This window comes from Phyllobacterium zundukense (assembly GCF_025452195.1).
GTDB lineage: Bacteria > Pseudomonadota > Alphaproteobacteria > Rhizobiales > Rhizobiaceae > Phyllobacterium > Phyllobacterium zundukense_A.
Map to the genome: position 1 here is coordinate 2873038 of NZ_CP104973.1, position 16301 is coordinate 2889338.

Sequence of the window (16301 nt, forward strand, 5' to 3'; positions counted from 1 at the left end):
CGGCCACGGCTAACGTGGTAGCAGTCTGTGCCTCGGTTCGAGGATGTGCTTGCCGTTGTTTCCAACCCAGCTTTCACGAAGGACCTGCATCATGTCGGACAAGTCTAAAGAAGGTCTCGATCGCCGCGACTTCATGATCGCATCCATTGCCACAGTCGGTGTGTCGGCTGCCCTTGCTGTCAACGCTGGCGCCGCGAACGCCCAAGACGCAGCGGCAACTTCTCCCGCGTCAGGAACGGTCTATACCGGTGATGTGGTGCAGGGGAAAAAGGTCGTCAGTACGCTCGACGTCAACGACCTTGGGCCCGGCAAGAAGCATTTCCTGTATTTTCAGGGTGTGCAGATGCCGACCGGTCAGCAGCGGTATGCGTCCGTGATTGTCGCCAGGGGCGCAAAGCCGGGCAAGCGCGTCGTTCTGGTCAGCGGCGTACATGGCGACGAGATGAGTTCAGTGCATACGGTCCAGACCGTGTTGAACCAACTCGACCCGGGAGAGATGTCCGGTACGGTGATGGCGGTCACGGACGTGTCGGGCCCGGCCATCGAAGCCATGCAGCGGCGATGGCCCGATTCTGGGCAGGGGCCCCGATCTCGTCGACATGAACCGGGTGTGGCCCGGAAACGAGAACGGTGTCACCCCGACCAGCCGGCACGCCGGGCTGCTGTTCAACCGGCTTCTCCGGCCCAACGCCGACGTCGCGATCGACTTCCACACCGGGACAACCGGTTTCGAGGTCTCCGCATTCAATATTGCCAGCATGGATGTGCCCGAGATCAAGGCAATCGTCGATCTTTATCCCGTCGGGCAGATTTTCGACAATCATACCTATCCCGGCGTCCTGCATAACGCGTTCATCGACGCGGGCATCCCGTCGTTTTGCCCGGAGGTCGGCGCGGCGCGTGTCCTCGACCTCGAAATGATCGCCTTGTTCGTGGAAGGCACGATGAACGTTCTCAAACATCTCGGCATCCTTGCCGGGCCTATGGGACGCACCGGCAAGGACGCGGATGTCTTTGTCGGCAACAGCGCATTCCCGATTCTCGCAACGGAGGGCGGGTTCGTCGAGCATCTCGTCAAGCTCAACGAAAAGGTCGAAGCCGGACAGAAGGTCGCCATCCAGCGCAACAGCTTCGGCGAGGTCGTGGCGGAATACACCAGCGGCGTGGCCGGAGAGGTGGCGGGCTTGCGCAGCGATGTATCGTCCGAGCCCGGCAATCCCCTGGCATTCATCCTGTACCAGAAGGCGCCGCCGGAGGCTGTCGAGTCTTATCCCGAGTAGTTCACCGATCAAAAGGGGGAATGCAGATGACAAGACTTATCAAGACGCTTGCGGCAGTCACGCTTTGGTTCTTTGTTATCGCCGTTGGCGGTGCGCCGGCTGTTACGGCGGCAAATGCGCAGGCAGCCGACGACACATCGATAAAGCCGTTCACTATCAGCGTGCCCGAGGAGGAACTCACCCGGCTTAAACGCCGGATCCAGGAGACGCGCTGGCCTGACGCGGAGACGGTGACCGATCAATCCCAGGGCATACAGCTCGCGAAGCTCAAGCCGCTGGTCGAATATTGGGGCAGCGACTACGACTGGCGCAAGGTGGAGGCGAGGGTGAATGCCCTGCCGCAATTCGTTACCAATATAGATGGGATCGATATCTACTTCATCCACGTCCGCTCGAAGCATCCAAACGCCTTGCCTGTGATCATCACGCATGGCTGGCCGGGATCGGTGTTCGAGCAGCTCAAGATCATCGATCCCCTGACGAATCCGACCGCCCATGGCGGAAAGCCGGAGGATGCGTTCGATGTGATCATTCCGTCGATGCCCGGCTATGGCTTTTCCGGCAAGCCGACGGATACGGGTTGGGGGCCCGATCGCACCGCCAAGGTCTGGGCAGAACTGATGAAGCGCCTCGGCTACACGCGCTATGTCGCCCAGGGCGGCGACTGGGGCTCGCCAGTCTCGAGCGCGATGGCGCGCCAGGCTCCGGAAGGCCTGCTCGGCATCCACATCAACTTGCCGGCGATCGTTCCGCCCGAGATCGCGGCAGTGCTTGCCGTCGGCGGGCCTGCGCCTGAGGGATTGACCGAGAAGGAACGCGAGACATTCGACGTGCTCGCTGCGGCCGGCAAAATGGGGAACCGGTCCTATGCGACGATGATGGGCACGCGGCCGCAGACGATCGGCTACGCCATAACCGACTCGCCAGCCGGCCTGGCGGCATGGATGCTCGGGCATCCGGGCTTTTCCAGATGGACATACAGCAACGACGATCCCGAAAAATCCGTCGACGAAGTGCTGGACGACGTCACACTGTACTGGCTGACGAACAGCGCAACCTCCTCGGGCCGGCTCTACTGGGAATATGGCGGTGGACGCAGTCCCGCACTATCGGCGGTCGAGATGACGTCCGAGATATCGCTGCCGGTGGCGATCACGGTATTTCCTTTCGAAAACTATCGCGCCCCCGAGACCTGGGCGCGGCGCGCCTATCGCAACCTGATCTACTTCCACGAGGTCGACAAGGGCGGGCACTTCGCCGCGTGGGAACAACCGGCGCTTTTCAGCGCCGAGCTGCGGGCCGCGTTCAAATCGCAGCGTCAGTAGCAGACAATCAGGACTTGGCCCCGCCAGCCCGGACCAAGCCGGCCATGGCGCGCGCTTCCGTCGTGTGCTGATCGGCTTCGAGCCCGTCCGCGACGCCGGTGCGGTCGTTTTCGGGACGATTCTGGCTGACCTTCCACTTGCCTTCAATCTCGGCGATTTCGATCTCGATGCCGACAATGCCTTTCAGCTGCGAGTCGATATAGGTTTCCGGGGCGTCATTAACCGCCCATGGCGCGGCGCGGGGCGCTTCGTTGCGGGCGGTAAGCTGCGAGACATGGGTCCGCAGCCAGTTGCGATCCTCGATGATTTTCGCCGTGCCGCGCACCTGCACGATGGCATAGTTCCATGTGGGCACGACCTTCCCAGTCTCCTGCTTGGTCGCATACCAGGATGGCGTCACATAGGTCTGTGGCCCCTGAAAGACTATGAGCACGCGGCCGTCACTCGCGAGCTGGCGCCATTGCGGATTGGCGCGGGCCACATGGGCGAAGAGCGTGCCCTTGGGCGAGGCCCCTGCATCGAGCAGGAAGGGAATGGCATTGGCGTTCGGGCCGTCTTCACCGCTGTTGATCAACAGACCGAGCGGATGCGCCCTGATGAGCGCGTGCTGGATTTCGAGCCTTTCCTCGCGGAAATGCGGCGGCTGATACATGGTATGCTCCTTGGCATTTTGGCGCCGGAGTGTGCATCAGGACCGGGCTTTGCACAAGGCGGCGAGGCGCCGCGGTTTACGTGGCGGCGGCCTGCCTGCCATAGGCGAGGATGAAGGCGATGAGCGCGCCGATACTGGCGAAGGTGCGGACATGGTTCCACGGCAACCACTCGGCAAGATAGCGGGTCCACAGGGCGGCGCCTTCCGGGCTCGTTGGCGAGACGGCGGCGAGCGCATCATTGAGCGGGACGTTGAACACCATGGTGACGACGATGACACCGGCAAGATAGAGCAGGCTGCCGACAAGCAGCCAAGCGGAGCCCGGCTCGACCCAGCGCAGGATGCTGGCGATGCCGAGGCCAAGGCAAAGCACCGCCGTACCGAAGAAGGCGAGGCCGAACGTGGCGTTGAGGATCGTCACATTGATCGAATTCATGGCGGCGATGCCCTGTTCTGGCGGCAGTTTTGCCAGCGCCGTCATGATGAAGCTGGAGAAGGCGAAGAACAGGCCGGCCATCAGGCCGCTGCCGAGCGCGGCAAGAAGGGTCAGAAGCGGGATGAGGGCGATCATTGCGCGCCCTCCCAGATGCCGGTCGCAGCGGCTTCGCTGGCGTAGGCGGTGAAATCGCGCGGCGCGCAGTCGAGCGCTTCGCGGACGCCGTCGGTCAAATATTCGTTGCGCCCGTCGAGCACCACGGTGAAGAGCTCATTGACGAGAGCGGCGATATCGGCCGGCACCTGATGTTGTTGGAGACCTTGCATGAATTCCTCCGGACTGATGGTTGCGTAAGTTACAGGGCGCCCGGCGGCCTTGGCAATCTCGGCGGTGGCTTCGGCGAAGGTCAGTGCGCGCGGGCCGGTGACCTCATAAAGCTGGCCGATATGGCGATCATCGGTGAGCGCGGCGGTGACGATATCGGCGATGTCATCGGCATGGATGAAGGGTTCGCGCACCGTGCTGGCCGGCAGCGCCATCTCGCCGGCGAGAATCTGGCCGAGCAGCATGCTTTCGCTGAAATTCTGCATGAACCAGCTGGCACGGACAATGGTCCAATCGGCGCCGGAGGCCCGCAAGACTTGCTCGGCGCGCTGGGCTTCCGGTTCGCCGCGGCCGGAGAGGAGGACGAGACGCTTGACGCCTTTGGCGATGGCGAGACGGGCGAGGTCGCCTACGGCTTCGGCAGCGCCGGGGGCGGCGAGATCGGGATAATAGGTGATGTAGCAGGCCGAGATGCATTCAAGCGCGGGTGCCCAGGTTTCGCGGTTTTCCCAATCGAAGGCAGGGTTAGCACTGCGCGAGCCGATGCGCACGGGGACGCCTTGCGCGGTCAGGCGCTCGGCGACGCGGCGGCCGGTCTTGCCGGTGCCGCCGATGATCAGAACCGGGAATTTCGAGGTGCGGAAGGTGGTCATTTTCATCTCCATATGTCTCGCCGCAGCGACTTTCTAAACGGGCTCTTAAACATGAGTAAGTCTCATATTTGCAAATGTGATAAATCCTCATATTATAGGAGTCAAGCAAAATGTGAGGAATGCTCATGAATGAGATTGGACCCATCGAGAGCGTGCGGCGCGAGCCGACGCAAAAACGCAGCCGCGAGCGGGTGGAGCGGATATTGAGCTGCGCCTCGACGGTAATCAAGAAGAGCGGCAGCGATGCCATGCGCATGAGCGACGTGGCGGAGATGGCGGGGATTTCGATCGGTTCGCTCTATCAGTATTTTCCCGACAAGGGCGCGGTCATCCGCACGCTGGCGGAGCGCTACAATGTGCTTGGCCAGCAATGTATTGCGGAAGGCCTGCAGGATGTGCAGGGCAGGGAAGGTTTGCGGCGGGCGTTCGGCGAACTGATCGATGTCTATTACGCGATGTTCCTCGCCGAGCCGGTGATGCGCGACATCTGGTCGGGGACGCAGGCTGACAAGGCGCTGCGCGATATCAGTCTTGCCGACAGCCGTATCAATGGCGCGGTGCTCGCGGCGGCGCGAGCGCGCGTCGATCCCAAGGCGGACCGCGATGAACTGGAGGCATCGAGCTTTCTGATCATGCAGCTCGGCGAGGCGACGATGCGCCTCGCGATCTCGGTTGAGCGCGGCGAGGGCGATGCGCTGGTCGAGCATTTCAAACGTATGGTGCTGCGCGAGATGATGGAGGGGTGAGGTGATGATCGAAGCCACTATCGACACCTGCGCCGAGATTTTCCTCAACGGTGAGGCGCTGATCGAGACCATTCCGGACACCTATCTCGCGCCAAGCAAAACGCAGGGACGAGGGCTGCACACGTACCGGGCATGGGCGAAGGATGAGGTGCTTTGCGTGCTCGACGGGCAGGTGGTGGAAGCAAACCGTTATCCCGTGCTACTGACCGAAATGGAGTGGAACGCCCTGCCGGGTGAGATGCTGCTGGTGCGTCCACTACGTACAAGCTACGGTTTCATCAATCACAGCTTTGATCCGAACTTGGAGATCGGGCTTGACTATCGGACGATCAGTGCTCTTCGGGCGATAACGGCGGGCGAAGAATTGAAGCTCAATTACGCCGCGCAGCCTGTGCCGAAAGGCTATCTTGAGCGCGATGATACCGATTTCCTGAGGGATTGAGGATCGACACCCACCGCCGCAATGGTATCGCTCGCTGACCTGCTGTAGGATACGGCGGGAGCCGTTGTGCTCCTTGTTTTTACGCAATTCCGGACGGAAAATCGCCGGAATTGTTCTAAGGGGCCCGGGGGCATGGAGCGCCGTCTTGCAGCCGTTCTGATCGCTGATGTCGTCGGTTACAGCCATTTGAGCCAGATCGACGAGGAGGGAACGCGCGCCCGTTTTCAGGATGACCTCAGCGAAGTCTTCGAGCCGAAGATCGCCGAGTATAGTGGGCGGCTGGTCAAGACCATGGGTGACGGCCTGCTGGTCGAGTTCCAGAGTGTGGTTGCCGCCTTGCGTTGTGCGGTCGAGGTGCAGCGCGAAAAGGCCGAGCGCAATGCTGCCGCTCCACGGGAAAATCGCCTGGTTTTTCGCATTGGTGTCAATCTCGGGGACATCATGGTCGAGGGCGAGGATATTCACGGCGACGGCGTCAATATTGCCGACCGGATACAGACGCTCGCGGAACCAGGCGGCATTGCGATTTCCGGAACGACCTACGATCAGGTGAAATCGAAGCTCCCGGTTGGCTATGTGTCGCTCGGTGAGCAGAGGGTTAAAAATATTGCCGAGCCGATTCGGATATATCGCGTCGTGCTCGATCCTGCCGGAGCGGGCAAGACAGTCGGCACGAAAAAAAGCCTGTGGCGATGGCGCGTGCCTGCCGTTGCGGTGCTTGTCCTGGCGCTGCTCGGTGCGGGATTGCTGTGGTGGAAACCTGCAGCGTTGTTCCAGCCTGCGTCACTTGTCGAGCGATTTGCCTATCCGCTGCCGGACAAGCCTTCGGTGGCGGTGCTGCCCTTTATCAATGTGAGCGGCGACACGGGTCATGACCACCTTGCGGCGGGGCTGACAGACGATCTCATCACCGAACTCTCAAAGGTCTCGGGCCTGTTCGTGATCGCACGGCATTCGGTTTTCGCCATCCAGGATACGGCCGGAAAGATCCAGGATGTGGCCGCAGAACTCGGCGTTCACTACGTTCTTGAGGGAACCTTGCAGCGTGCAGATTCCCGGCTGCGGATCAACGTCAAGCTGATCGACGCGCTTACCGGTCTTTCTTTGTGGGCCGAGCGATATGACCGCCAATATGCCGACCTTTTCGCGGTTCAGGACGACGTCATTGGCAAGATCATTTCTGCGCTTGAAGTCAAGCTGAGCGAAGGCGAGCGTGACCAACTGGCGCGAATACCGACAGAAAACCTCGAGGCCTATGACTACTATCTCCGAGCGGAACAGGAAGGTTTTTATTACAGTGACGTCGAGACTTACCGGCGAACATTGTCATATTACCAGAAGGCGCTCGATCTCGATCCAAGCTTTGCCAATGCCCATGCGGGGATCGCCCGCGTGGCTGTGGATGTCTGGCGCAACGATTACAACTATCTCTGGTCGGCAGCAGTGGCGCGAAAGATAGCCTACGATGCAGCCGGTCAGGCCCTGAAGCTGGATCCAAACAACGCTCGTGCGCATACGGTGCTCGCGCTTCTGCAACTGGTCGACGGGCGCGAGACAGAGGCAAGGGATTCCGCCAACAGGGCGGCGGCGGCACAGCCAAACGACGCGGAGATCGTCGGCAATCTGGCCCTTATCCTGGCACAAACCGGCAGCCGCGCGGAGGCGGTGACCGAGATGGAAAAGGCGTTGCGGCTCGATCCCACGCCGCCGCCAAGCCTTCAGTTACTTGCTGGCATTGTTTTTTATACGGCGCGCGACAGCGAACGGGCGGTTCCCCTGATGGAGACCGCGCGCGATGCTCTTCCCAAAGCGGAGCCAGCGCGCGAGTATCTCGCTGCTGCCTATGTGGATCGCGGCGACCAGACGCTTGCATCCCGGGAAACGGGAAAATTGCTGGAACTGTTTCCAGACACCAATCTGACCTATTACGGTTATCTCTATGATTATTGGCGGGAAGACGATCTGCGCCATCATCTGGACGGGCTACGCGCTGCCGGGGTGCCTGAATGGCCGTTCGGCTTTGAGGCCAACCCAGCCGACCGGATCGAAGAGGCGGAATTGAGCGCGATGGTCAATAACAAGACCTGGACGGGCAAGCACAAGAACGGCACCGAGTTCATCCAGTATTTCGATACGGCCGGAAACACCGCATACCGCAGCGCCAACACGAATATAACCGGCTTCATCGAAGTTCGCGGCAATCGCCTATGCGAGCGGTTCGGCGGCTATTTCCTGGATCGGATGGTATGCGGCTATGTTTACCGCAATACGGCGCCGGAGCAGCGCGACGCGAAATATGTCCATGTCACGCCGCGCGCCTTGATGTATTTTTCCATTGCCCCGTGACGTATCTTTCAGTTGGCGGGGCCCTTCTGCCAATCCGTCTGCAACTTCTCGGCAACGAGCGTGTTCTCGACGTCGGACCAGTGCTTGCGCGAGTCGGTGAGCTTGGTCGGGTTCTTTTCAAACCCATCCGCGGCTCCCGGATCATAGCTTATGTACAGTTTGCCTTCGATGATCCGCCAGGCTTTTGGGTCCACGTTGGTCGTGACCGTCCCGAACGAAACGCCGTCTGCGCAATAGCCGCCATATTGCGGCGCGTACTTGGCTGGATCTGCGATGAAGAGATCGCGATTTTCTGCGCTGGCGAAATGCCACGTCGCGCCGAGCCATCGATGTGAGTATTTGTCGGATCCCTGGACGGCCTGGTTCTGCGTGAAATAGGCGACCGGGTCGTAGCCCTTGATCGCCACGTCGCCGAAATAGCCGGTGTTGACGAATTCTTCGGCCCCGGCAGGTGGCGTGAACGAGAGCAGCATTGCGGCCGCAGCCATAGATGCAGCAATTTGAAACTTGCGTTTCAAGCGGTGTTCCAGCATTTCAGTTTCTCCCTTGGTTCCGGTACGGCGTTACCGGCGACCAGCCGTCATTTGCGCTTGGTGCACTCGGTAAAAAGCCATTGGCCAACCAGATCGGCCTTCTGGCATTCAGCCCCCGCTTTCATCAGCAGGGCAGCCGCATCCCAATGTTCCCGCCATCCAGCCTGGGTGAGTGGCGTATAACCGTTGCGTTCTTTTGGTTCGACTTCAGCCTTGTTGGTCAATAGAAATGCGACCACATCGGCATGGCCCTCTTCGGCAGCAGCATGCAGAGGTGTCATATGATAGAAGTTCTTCTCGTCATTGACTGCTGCGCCCTTCTCAACCAGCAACTTTACCGTATCGAGATTTCCGCCATAGGCAGCAGCGTGCAAAGCCGTCAGGCCGCCTTTGTTGCGAATTTCGATGTTCGAGCCGCGTTCGAGCAGAAGTGCCACCACGTCCGGCTTTCCGGCCAGCGAGGCGATGAGGAGAACCGGCTCGCCGGCGTCATCCGGTTGCGCGATGTCAGCGCCCTGATCCAGCAATTGTTTAACGGTGGCGACATCGCCATTTTTGGCAGCCTCATGCAGCGGCCCCGCCAGCGCGGACGAGACCCCCAACATTCCCCCGATAAATGCAACGCAAAAAAGGTTCACCGAACGTCCCCCGTTTCAGCATCTTGAGCGGCGCGGGAACGTATCACATCGAGGCCTGAACCGGAATTAACCCCTAGGGATTAGAGTCCGTCTTGAACGTCTACTGCGGTGGTCATCTGACGCGGTTTTCTGCGCTTCCGGTGCTCACGTACCAAAATGTACGCTGCGCTCCGGTTCTCGAGAACCACGCCATATGCCTCGCCGCAGCGACTTTCCAGGCGGACTCTCGGCCTAGCATTCAGCTTGCATGCGCGCTGATGATGGCATCGGCTTCTTTCCCATAAAGCTCTTCGAAATGATCGAAGTTCTTCGCAAATGTGCCGATGCCCTGTGTAGCGGAGCGCAGCGAGCGCGCCAGTTCGTCGAGCGCACTGCCGGGAATGAGCGCGCGGAAGACATCCCATCCCTTGGCGGATTCATCGCGGTCGAAGCCCAGAACCTGGCCCTTGAAGGAGGAGACGATGGGTACGAGGCTGCCGGAATAGATGGAGGGGATGTGGATCTCCACACGGAAGATCGGCTGCATCAGTACGGCGGATGCCTGGGCGAGCGCGTCCCGGACCCCCATTTTCCCCGCAGCCCGGAATGCGAATTCGGAACTGTCCACGGAATGGTGCTGGCCGTCGGTCAATATCACGCCGACATCGATGACCCGAAGACCCAGCGGGCCTTTCTCCATCGCTTCGCGCGCTCCGGCCTCGACCGCGGGAATGAAATTGCGCGGAACAGCACCACCCTTGACGGTTTCGCCGAAGCTGAAGCCTTCGCCGCGTTCATTCGGGTGGATGCTCAGTTTCACATCGGCAAATTGTCCGGCACCGCCGGTCTGCTTGCGATGGCGGTAGTGAACATCCGATGTCTTGGAGATCGTCTCGCGGTAGACCGGGCTTGGCTGGCGGTCGGTTACGTTGACGTGAAAGACCTCCGCCAGGGTCTTGCACAGATCGCGCAAATGTACCGGTCCCTGGACGCAGACCAGTTGAGCGCCGGTCCCTTCCTCCTGCATGACCTTGAGGCCGTGATCGGTCTCTGCGAGCTTTGCCAGCGTTTCGGAGAGCTTGGTTTCGTCCCGTTCGCTATCGGGTACCAGTATGCGTTCCAGCATGGGGGTAGGCGGCTCTGTCCATGCCGGTGATGGGACAGCTGCATCAGCCGTCAGCAGCGACGGAACAGGCAAATGGTCGGATTTGACCGTGGCGAAAACGTCGCCGGGGAGTATCGCCGCTGGAACGGGTTTGCCGGTTCCGGGATCCTGCACGGGTCCCAGACGGGAGCCGGCAAGCACGGACCCCTGCTTGAGGCCGTCGCCGAGAGCACGGACAAGCACCGACTTGCCGACGTTCTGGCGGTGATAGCCGTGGAAGCTCACGCCGACCAACGCCGTCTCCTTGATGCTGACGGCCGCTGCCAGCCGTGCGCGAAGAGCATCGCATTGCGGCGCTTCGTGACGCAGTGCCTTCATCAGGCGCATGATGCCATTGCTATGGCTTGCGGCGCCGACGAGAACGGGGATGACACGGTTTTCCCGCAGAACGCGCGAAGAGATGGCATAAATGGCATCGCTGGCCGGTTCGCGGTCCTCGATGAGTTCCTCGAGCAGCCAGTCGTCGAATTCGGAGAGAGATTCGAGAAGTTCCGCCCGCGCTTCGTGTTCGCGCTCCACGACATCGGTGGGAATTTCGACCAGCGCGGATGTCTGGCCCTCGCGGTAACGCCAGGCACGCTCCGAAATAAGGTCGCAGCTGCCGACGATCTTGTCGCCTTCGCGGATCGGGATCTGCCGCAGGAGCAAGGTGTGGCTGGCAAAGTCCTGAAGCGAAGCTATGACGTCTCGGAGCCGTCCCCTTGGTTCATCCATCCGGTTCACGAACACGATACACGGTGTTCCCGAAGCTTCGATCACCCGCAGATAGGGAGCCGCAAGAACAGCTTCCTCGGGGTTCGGCGACACACACAAGATGCACGCATCACTGGCCAAAAGTGCGTGCTGGGCGTGGGCCAGGGCCTCACCTGAGCCGGGCGCATCCAGTGCACACCACGCTTCGTTTCCGAACTCGAATTCCGTCAGGCCCAATCCGTATGGAGAGATGGATTTTTTCGATGTACCTTCCAGTGCGGCCAGTTTTTCCACGAGCGTGGATTTCCCGGCCTGCGAGGGGCCGAGTACCGTAAAGCAGCGCATGGCGTTCCTCCCTGCCACGAACAACAATCTCCAATGCTAGGATGCCCTAGACCGCCCTAAAGCGCTAGAGCGGAAGGCATTATGAGAGTTCGATTGTTTTCGCACCGACGTGGATCGAACGCCCGGCGCCCCAACCGAACAGGGCCGCTCCAAGCCCCAGAAGCACGAACAGCACAGCTGTGGCGGAGAAACTCCCGGTGAGGCTGTGAATGAGCCCGACCAGAAGCGGACCCGTTGCGGCAAGCATATAGCCGATGCATTGCGCCATGCCGGAAAGATGCGATGCCACATGTGCATTAGGTGATCGCAAAACGATGATGGTCATGGCAATGGCAATCAGCCCACCTTGACCAAGGCCCTGGACGACAGCCCACACCCAGACCATTGACAAGGGTGCGAACAGAAAACCGAGCAGACCGATGACCGCAAGCGCAACGAGCGCCACATTGAGCAGCCGCTGGTCCCTGCAGCGCACTGCGATCGATGGAACGAGGAGGCAAGCACAAACCTGCGCCATAACCGACACGGATACGACGACGCCCGCCGTAACGCCGTCGAGCCCGCGCTCGCGCAGGATCGGCGATAGCCAGCCGAAGACGCAGTAAGCCAAAGCCGATTGCAGCCCCATGAACAGGGTGACCTGCCAGGCAAGGCGATCGCGCCAGAGACCTTCGACCCTGAACCCGGCATGTTTCGTGCGGACTTTCCTGAAGAAGGCATGCGGGAACCAGATCACCGCAACGAGTATCGCCGGCAACGCCCATGCACCTAGCGCCAGCGACCACGAGCCGCCGAGCACGCGCTGCAACGGCAGGGTGAAACCGGCTGCGCTGGCTGCTCCTGCACAGAGCGCCATCGTGTAAAGGCCGGTCATCATGCCGGTTCTCGAGGCGAAGTCGCGTTTCACAAGGCCCGGAAGCAGAACATTGCCGACGGCGATACAGGAGCCGGCAAGGGCGGTCCCAAAGAATAGCAATGGCAGCGAGCCGAAGCCGCGCAACGCGGTACCCAACGCCAGAAGCAACAGCACGGCCAACAGTGTGCGTTCGGAGCCGATGCGCTGTGCCAGCCTTGGCGCGAGCGGGGCGAAGACGCCAAGGCAGACGACGGGCAGGGTTGTCAGAACGCCGGCGCCGAAAGAGGACAGCCCCGTCTGTTCGATGATCTCCGGCAAAAGCGCAGACGCGCTGGAAAAGACCGGACGGAGATTGAAGGCGATGAGGACGAGGCTCAACCCCGTGACGATCTGCGCGGCGCGGCTTGCAAAAACCGGAGGCCTGGGCTGTGGAACGCTGTCGGCTTCGGCATCGATCAATTGTTCGCTGGCGATATCCTGTGGTCCGGAGCTGGGGGATATATGCTGGTTCATGATGCGAGAAGCCGATCGAGTTCAAGAAGAATGGGAGCCATGAAGGCCCGGGTAGTGAGAGTTGCTTTCTCCGGATCGCCCGAGGCGATGGCATCGATGATGGCGGAATGAGCAGCCATGTCGGGTTCGGGGAGTTCGCCGGTCACCGTGGCCTTGATGATTTCCTGGGTCGAAGCCGAGAAGAATTCGTAGACCTCGATGAGTGCGCTGTTTCCGGAAGCCGCAACAACCGCCTTGTGAAATGCAAGGTCCTGTTCGACATAGCGATCATGATCGGCGGGGTTGTACTCGCCGCGATCGCTAAGCATTTGCCGAAGTTCGGCGACGACCTCCGGTGTATGGCGTGTTGCTGCAAGACGCGCGCCCTCCACTTCGAGCGCACAACGCGTCTCGACCTGATCGCGAAGCCCGGTGCGCCGGATTCGGAGCAGACTGTCCTCCGCGTCGATCACCGAACGCACATAGGTCCCCGAGCCCTGTCTGGTTTCAAGGATGCCCTGAGAAACGAGGACGCGAACGGCTTCCCGCACGGTGCCGCGACTGACGCCCAGCATGTCGGCAAGCGTCGCCTCATTCGGGATGCGCTCTCCGATCTGCCAGCGGCTGGCGGTGATTTCAGCACGAATATTTTGAATCGCAGTATCTGCAAGATTGGTACGCATGGCGGGCTGCATGAGGACAACTCCTAAAGTCATCTGATGACTTAATGAATACTTTCGTCGTCGCCATGTCAATCCGATCGCATCAGAATGGAGAAACACTTGCCTCATGCAACAGATTGCACTAGCCAATAAGGACAGATATTTAGCCAGGAATTACACACCAGCATGACTCTCGTTGATACGCGTACGCCGGAACCCAAGCGTTTTGTTTCAGGTGCCACAGGCGATTGGGAGATCGTCGTCGGCATGGAAGTCCATGCGCAGGTCACCTCCAATTCGAAATTGTTTTCCGGTGCATCGACGATTTTCGGCGCCGAGCCTAACGAGAATGTGTCGCTCGTCGATGCCGCGATGCCGGGAATGCTGCCGGTGATCAATGAATGGTGCGTGCGCCAGGCAATCCGTACAGGGCTTGGCCTCAAGGCGCAGATCAACCTGAAGTCGGTTTTCGACCGCAAGAACTATTTCTATCCAGATCTGCCGCAGGGCTACCAGATATCCCAGTTCAAGCAGCCTATCGTCGGCGAGGGCAAGATGATCATCTCGGTCGGTCCGGATAAAAAGGGCGAGTTCGAGGACATCGAAATCGGCATCGAGCGTCTGCATCTTGAGCAGGACGCCGGCAAATCGCTGCATGACCAGAATCCGACGATGTCCTATGTGGATCTGAACCGGTCCGGCGTGGCGCTGATGGAGATCGTCTCGAAGCCGGACATGCGTTCCTCCGATGAAGCGAAGGCATACCTCACCAAGCTGCGCACGATCGTACGTTATCTCGGTACCTGTGACGGCAATATGGACGAGGGCTCGATGCGCGCCGACGTCAACGTCTCGGTGCGTAAGCCCGGCGGTGAATTCGGCACACGCTGCGAAATCAAAAACGTAAACTCGATCCGCTTCGTCGGCCAAGCCATTGAGTATGAGGCGCGGCGCCAGATCGCCATCCTTGAAGATGGCGGCTCCATCGATCAGGAAACGCGGCTGTTCGATCCGGTAAAAGGCGAGACACGTTCGATGCGCTCCAAGGAAGAGGCGCATGACTATCGCTATTTTCCTGATCCGGATCTCCTGCCACTGGAAATCGAGCAGGCCTTTGTCACCGCTCTCGCGGATGATCTGCCGGAACTGCCGGACGACAAGAAGGCGCGCCTCGTCTCGGAGCTGGCGCTCTCGGTCTATGATGCATCGATCCTCGTCACGGAGAAGGCGATTGCCGATTATTACGAGGCTGTCGCCAAGGGCCGCGATGGCAAGCTTTCCGCCAACTGGGTGATCAATGATCTGCTCGGCGCCCTGAATAAGGCAGGCAAGGGCATAGAGGAATCGCCTGTGTCGCCGGAACAGCTCGGCGCCGTAATCGATTTGATCAGGGAAGGCACGATTTCAGGCAAGATCGCCAAGGATCTTTTCGAGATCATCTGGAATGAAGGTGGCGATCCCCGCGAGTTGGTCGAAAGCCGGGGCATGAAGCAGGTCACGGATACCGCCGCGATCGAAAAGGCCATCGATGATGTCATCGCCGCCAACCCCGACAAGGTCGAGCAGGCCAAGGCAAAGCCAAGCCTAGCCGGCTGGTTCGTCGGACAGGTGATGAAATCGACGGGCGGCAAGGCCAATCCTCAGGTTCTCAGCGACATGGTCAAGGCAAAACTCGGGATCACCGAATAGATGTGGGTTCGCAGCGCAACGAAGGAAGATCTGGACGCGGTGCGTGACATGCTCGCCCTGACCTGGCACGCGACCTATGACGATGTTTACGGCGTCGAAAAAGTGAAGGCGATCACCGATCGATATCATTCGCTCGATGCGTTGAAGAAGCAATTGGCAAAACCCTATTCGGAATTCATCATTGCCGATGATGGCGCCGATATCATGGGAATGGCCTACGCGTCGCAGAAGGATCACAAGCTCTCGATCCTCAACCAGCTCTATGTGCATCCGGAACATCAGAAGAAGGGTGTGGGTTCGTTGCTGCTGGCGGAAATGGAGAGTGCCTTTCCCGGTGTCTACGCGCTGCAGCTCGAAGTTATCGAAGCGAATCAAAGGGCTCTGAGCTTTTATGAAAGCAGGGGATCCGAGCGTACGAACAACCGGATCGAAAACTGGGGTGAGCCGAATTCGGGTATTTCCGTGGTTGTGCTGGAGAAATCCCTGACTGGATTTGAGCTCGCACCGTGACGGCAGAAATTGATGTGACGTTCCGGCAGGCAACGATCGATGACCTGCGAGCACTGATTGCGCTGTTTGCAGATGATCCGATCGGTGGTCACGGCGATACAACCGATTCCTCGGCGGTGCCGCTGTATGCAGGTGCCTTTGCCGCAATCGAAGCCAGTCCAAACGATCTACTTTTTGTGGGTGTTGTCAGCGATGAGGTGGTCGCAACAGCGCAGGTAACCTTCATCACTTCACTCACGGGCCGGGGGACGAAGCGCATGGTTATCGAGGCGGTGCAGACGCGAGCCGACATGCGTGGCAAGGGAATTGGTGCGAAGTTGATCCAGCATTGCCTAGATGTTGCGCGCGAGCGCGACATTGCGCTGGTGCAGCTGACATCGAATGCCAAGCGGCAGGATGCCCACCGTTTTTACGAGCGCCTTGGTTTCGAGAAGAGCCATGCCGGATTCAAAATGCGGTTGGCTGTAGCGTCAACTTGACCCTTGCTATCGGGCAATGATACGGCCATACCAAACAGTCTCAAGCGTTATGGACA

Annotated in this window: 15 protein-coding genes and 1 pseudogene; 8 read left to right on the plus strand and 8 right to left on the minus strand. The window is 59.9% G+C overall.

Annotated elements, in window-relative coordinates; all coding sequences use genetic code 11:
- Nucleotides 1-91: 91 nt before the first annotated feature.
- Together N8E88_RS26435 and N8E88_RS26440 are read left to right on the plus strand one after the other, a co-directional pair.
- Nucleotides 92-1280, plus strand: a pseudogene (locus N8E88_RS26435) (succinylglutamate desuccinylase/aspartoacylase family protein).
- 26 nt (nucleotides 1281-1306) lie between these two features.
- Complete coding sequence (locus N8E88_RS26440) at nucleotides 1307-2605, plus strand: epoxide hydrolase family protein (RefSeq protein ID WP_262293182.1); 1299 nt, start codon at nucleotides 1307-1309, stop codon at nucleotides 2603-2605.
- A gap of 7 nt (nucleotides 2606-2612) precedes the next feature.
- Here the strand turns inward: N8E88_RS26440 and N8E88_RS26445 are convergent, their stop codons facing one another.
- The 3 genes from N8E88_RS26445 to N8E88_RS26455 form a co-directional block, all read right to left on the minus strand.
- Nucleotides 2613-3257 carry an FMN-binding negative transcriptional regulator gene (locus N8E88_RS26445; protein WP_262293183.1) on the minus strand — a complete coding sequence of 215 codons (645 nt, stop codon included), beginning with the start codon at nucleotides 3255-3257 and terminating at the stop codon, nucleotides 2613-2615.
- Nucleotides 3258-3333: 76 nt separating this feature from the next.
- Nucleotides 3334-3828 (minus strand): anthrone oxygenase family protein, encoded by a 495-nt coding sequence (locus N8E88_RS26450; protein ID WP_262293184.1) that lies wholly within the window; start codon nucleotides 3826-3828, stop codon nucleotides 3334-3336.
- Nucleotides 3825-4670, minus strand: coding sequence for an NmrA family NAD(P)-binding protein (locus N8E88_RS26455; protein WP_262293185.1), 846 nt, complete (start codon nucleotides 4668-4670; stop codon nucleotides 3825-3827). The genes N8E88_RS26450 and N8E88_RS26455 overlap by 4 nt, the downstream gene beginning before the upstream one ends.
- A 125-nt stretch (nucleotides 4671-4795) precedes the next feature.
- Here N8E88_RS26455 and N8E88_RS26460 point away from each other — a divergent pair, with 125 nt between their 5' ends.
- From N8E88_RS26460 to N8E88_RS26470, 3 genes are all read left to right on the plus strand, one after another.
- A complete protein-coding gene (locus N8E88_RS26460; protein WP_262293186.1) occupies nucleotides 4796-5416 on the plus strand; it encodes a TetR/AcrR family transcriptional regulator in 621 nt (206 codons plus the stop codon).
- Nucleotides 5417-5420: 4 nt separating this feature from the next.
- Entirely contained in the window at nucleotides 5421-5858 is a 438-nt protein-coding gene (locus tag N8E88_RS26465; protein ID WP_262293187.1) for an SET domain-containing protein-lysine N-methyltransferase, read from the plus strand.
- A 132-nt stretch (nucleotides 5859-5990) separates the two neighbouring features.
- Nucleotides 5991-8204 carry an adenylate/guanylate cyclase domain-containing protein gene (locus N8E88_RS26470; RefSeq protein WP_262293188.1) on the plus strand — a complete coding sequence of 738 codons (2214 nt, stop codon included), beginning with the start codon at nucleotides 5991-5993 and terminating at the stop codon, nucleotides 8202-8204.
- A gap of 8 nt (nucleotides 8205-8212) precedes the next feature.
- Here the strand turns inward: N8E88_RS26470 and N8E88_RS26475 are convergent, their stop codons facing one another.
- The 5 genes from N8E88_RS26475 to N8E88_RS26495 form a co-directional block, all read right to left on the minus strand.
- Nucleotides 8213-8737, minus strand: a complete 525-nt coding sequence (locus N8E88_RS26475; RefSeq protein WP_262293189.1) for a YHS domain-containing (seleno)protein — start codon at nucleotides 8735-8737, stop codon at nucleotides 8213-8215.
- A 47-nt stretch (nucleotides 8738-8784) separates the two neighbouring features.
- Entirely contained in the window at nucleotides 8785-9342 is a 558-nt protein-coding gene (locus N8E88_RS26480; RefSeq protein ID WP_262295635.1) for an ankyrin repeat domain-containing protein, read from the minus strand.
- A gap of 271 nt (nucleotides 9343-9613) precedes the next feature.
- Complete coding sequence (locus tag N8E88_RS26485; protein WP_262293190.1) at nucleotides 9614-11557, minus strand: elongation factor G; 1944 nt, start codon at nucleotides 11555-11557, stop codon at nucleotides 9614-9616.
- Nucleotides 11558-11636: 79 nt separating this feature from the next.
- A complete protein-coding gene (locus tag N8E88_RS26490; protein WP_262293191.1) occupies nucleotides 11637-12926 on the minus strand; it encodes a CynX/NimT family MFS transporter in 1290 nt (429 codons plus the stop codon).
- Nucleotides 12923-13600, minus strand: coding sequence for a FadR/GntR family transcriptional regulator (locus tag N8E88_RS26495; RefSeq protein ID WP_262293192.1), 678 nt, complete (start codon nucleotides 13598-13600; stop codon nucleotides 12923-12925). Before N8E88_RS26495 ends, N8E88_RS26490 begins: the two co-directional genes overlap by 4 nt.
- Nucleotides 13601-13753: 153 nt before the next feature.
- Between N8E88_RS26495 and gatB the strand changes: the two genes are divergently transcribed.
- Genes gatB through N8E88_RS26510 form a run of 3 tightly spaced genes read left to right on the plus strand, consistent with a single transcriptional unit; the run spans nucleotide 13754 to nucleotide 16245 of the window.
- The gene (gene gatB / locus N8E88_RS26500; protein ID WP_262293193.1) at nucleotides 13754-15256 is read left to right on the plus strand and encodes an Asp-tRNA(Asn)/Glu-tRNA(Gln) amidotransferase subunit GatB; all 1503 of its coding nucleotides are present in this window, start codon (nucleotides 13754-13756) and stop codon (nucleotides 15254-15256) included.
- Nucleotides 15257-15766, plus strand: coding sequence for a GNAT family N-acetyltransferase (locus tag N8E88_RS26505; RefSeq protein WP_262293194.1), 510 nt, complete (start codon nucleotides 15257-15259; stop codon nucleotides 15764-15766).
- Nucleotides 15763-16245, plus strand: coding sequence for a GNAT family N-acetyltransferase (locus N8E88_RS26510; protein ID WP_262293195.1), 483 nt, complete (start codon nucleotides 15763-15765; stop codon nucleotides 16243-16245). The genes N8E88_RS26505 and N8E88_RS26510 overlap by 4 nt, the downstream gene beginning before the upstream one ends.
- Nucleotides 16246-16301: the final 56 nt, after the last annotated feature.

What these genes read in the sequence shown, in the direction of transcription:
- N8E88_RS26495 (WP_262293192.1), bottom strand. Translation starts at nt 13,600, where the DNA reads ATGCAGCCCGCCATGCGTACCAATCTTGCAGATACTGCGATTCAAAAT.
- N8E88_RS26455 (WP_262293185.1), bottom strand. Translation starts at nt 4,670, where the DNA reads ATGACCACCTTCCGCACCTCGAAATTCCCGGTTCTGATCATCGGCGGC.
- N8E88_RS26490 (WP_262293191.1), bottom strand. Translation starts at nt 12,926, where the DNA reads ATGAACCAGCATATATCCCCCAGCTCCGGACCACAGGATATCGCCAGC.
- N8E88_RS26450 (WP_262293184.1), bottom strand. Translation starts at nt 3,828, where the DNA reads ATGATCGCCCTCATCCCGCTTCTGACCCTTCTTGCCGCGCTCGGCAGC.
- N8E88_RS26465 (WP_262293187.1), top strand. Translation starts at nt 5,421, where the DNA reads ATGATCGAAGCCACTATCGACACCTGCGCCGAGATTTTCCTCAACGGT.
- N8E88_RS26470 (WP_262293188.1), top strand. Translation starts at nt 5,991, where the DNA reads ATGGAGCGCCGTCTTGCAGCCGTTCTGATCGCTGATGTCGTCGGTTAC.
- N8E88_RS26475 (WP_262293189.1), bottom strand. Translation starts at nt 8,737, where the DNA reads ATGCTGGAACACCGCTTGAAACGCAAGTTTCAAATTGCTGCATCTATG.
- gatB (WP_262293193.1), top strand. Translation starts at nt 13,754, where the DNA reads ATGACTCTCGTTGATACGCGTACGCCGGAACCCAAGCGTTTTGTTTCA.
- N8E88_RS26480 (WP_262295635.1), bottom strand. Translation starts at nt 9,342, where the DNA reads ATGTTGGGGGTCTCGTCCGCGCTGGCGGGGCCGCTGCATGAGGCTGCC.
- N8E88_RS26445 (WP_262293183.1), bottom strand. Translation starts at nt 3,257, where the DNA reads ATGTATCAGCCGCCGCATTTCCGCGAGGAAAGGCTCGAAATCCAGCAC.
- N8E88_RS26440 (WP_262293182.1), top strand. Translation starts at nt 1,307, where the DNA reads ATGACAAGACTTATCAAGACGCTTGCGGCAGTCACGCTTTGGTTCTTT.
- N8E88_RS26505 (WP_262293194.1), top strand. Translation starts at nt 15,257, where the DNA reads ATGTGGGTTCGCAGCGCAACGAAGGAAGATCTGGACGCGGTGCGTGAC.
- N8E88_RS26460 (WP_262293186.1), top strand. Translation starts at nt 4,796, where the DNA reads ATGAATGAGATTGGACCCATCGAGAGCGTGCGGCGCGAGCCGACGCAA.
- N8E88_RS26485 (WP_262293190.1), bottom strand. Translation starts at nt 11,557, where the DNA reads ATGCGCTGCTTTACGGTACTCGGCCCCTCGCAGGCCGGGAAATCCACG.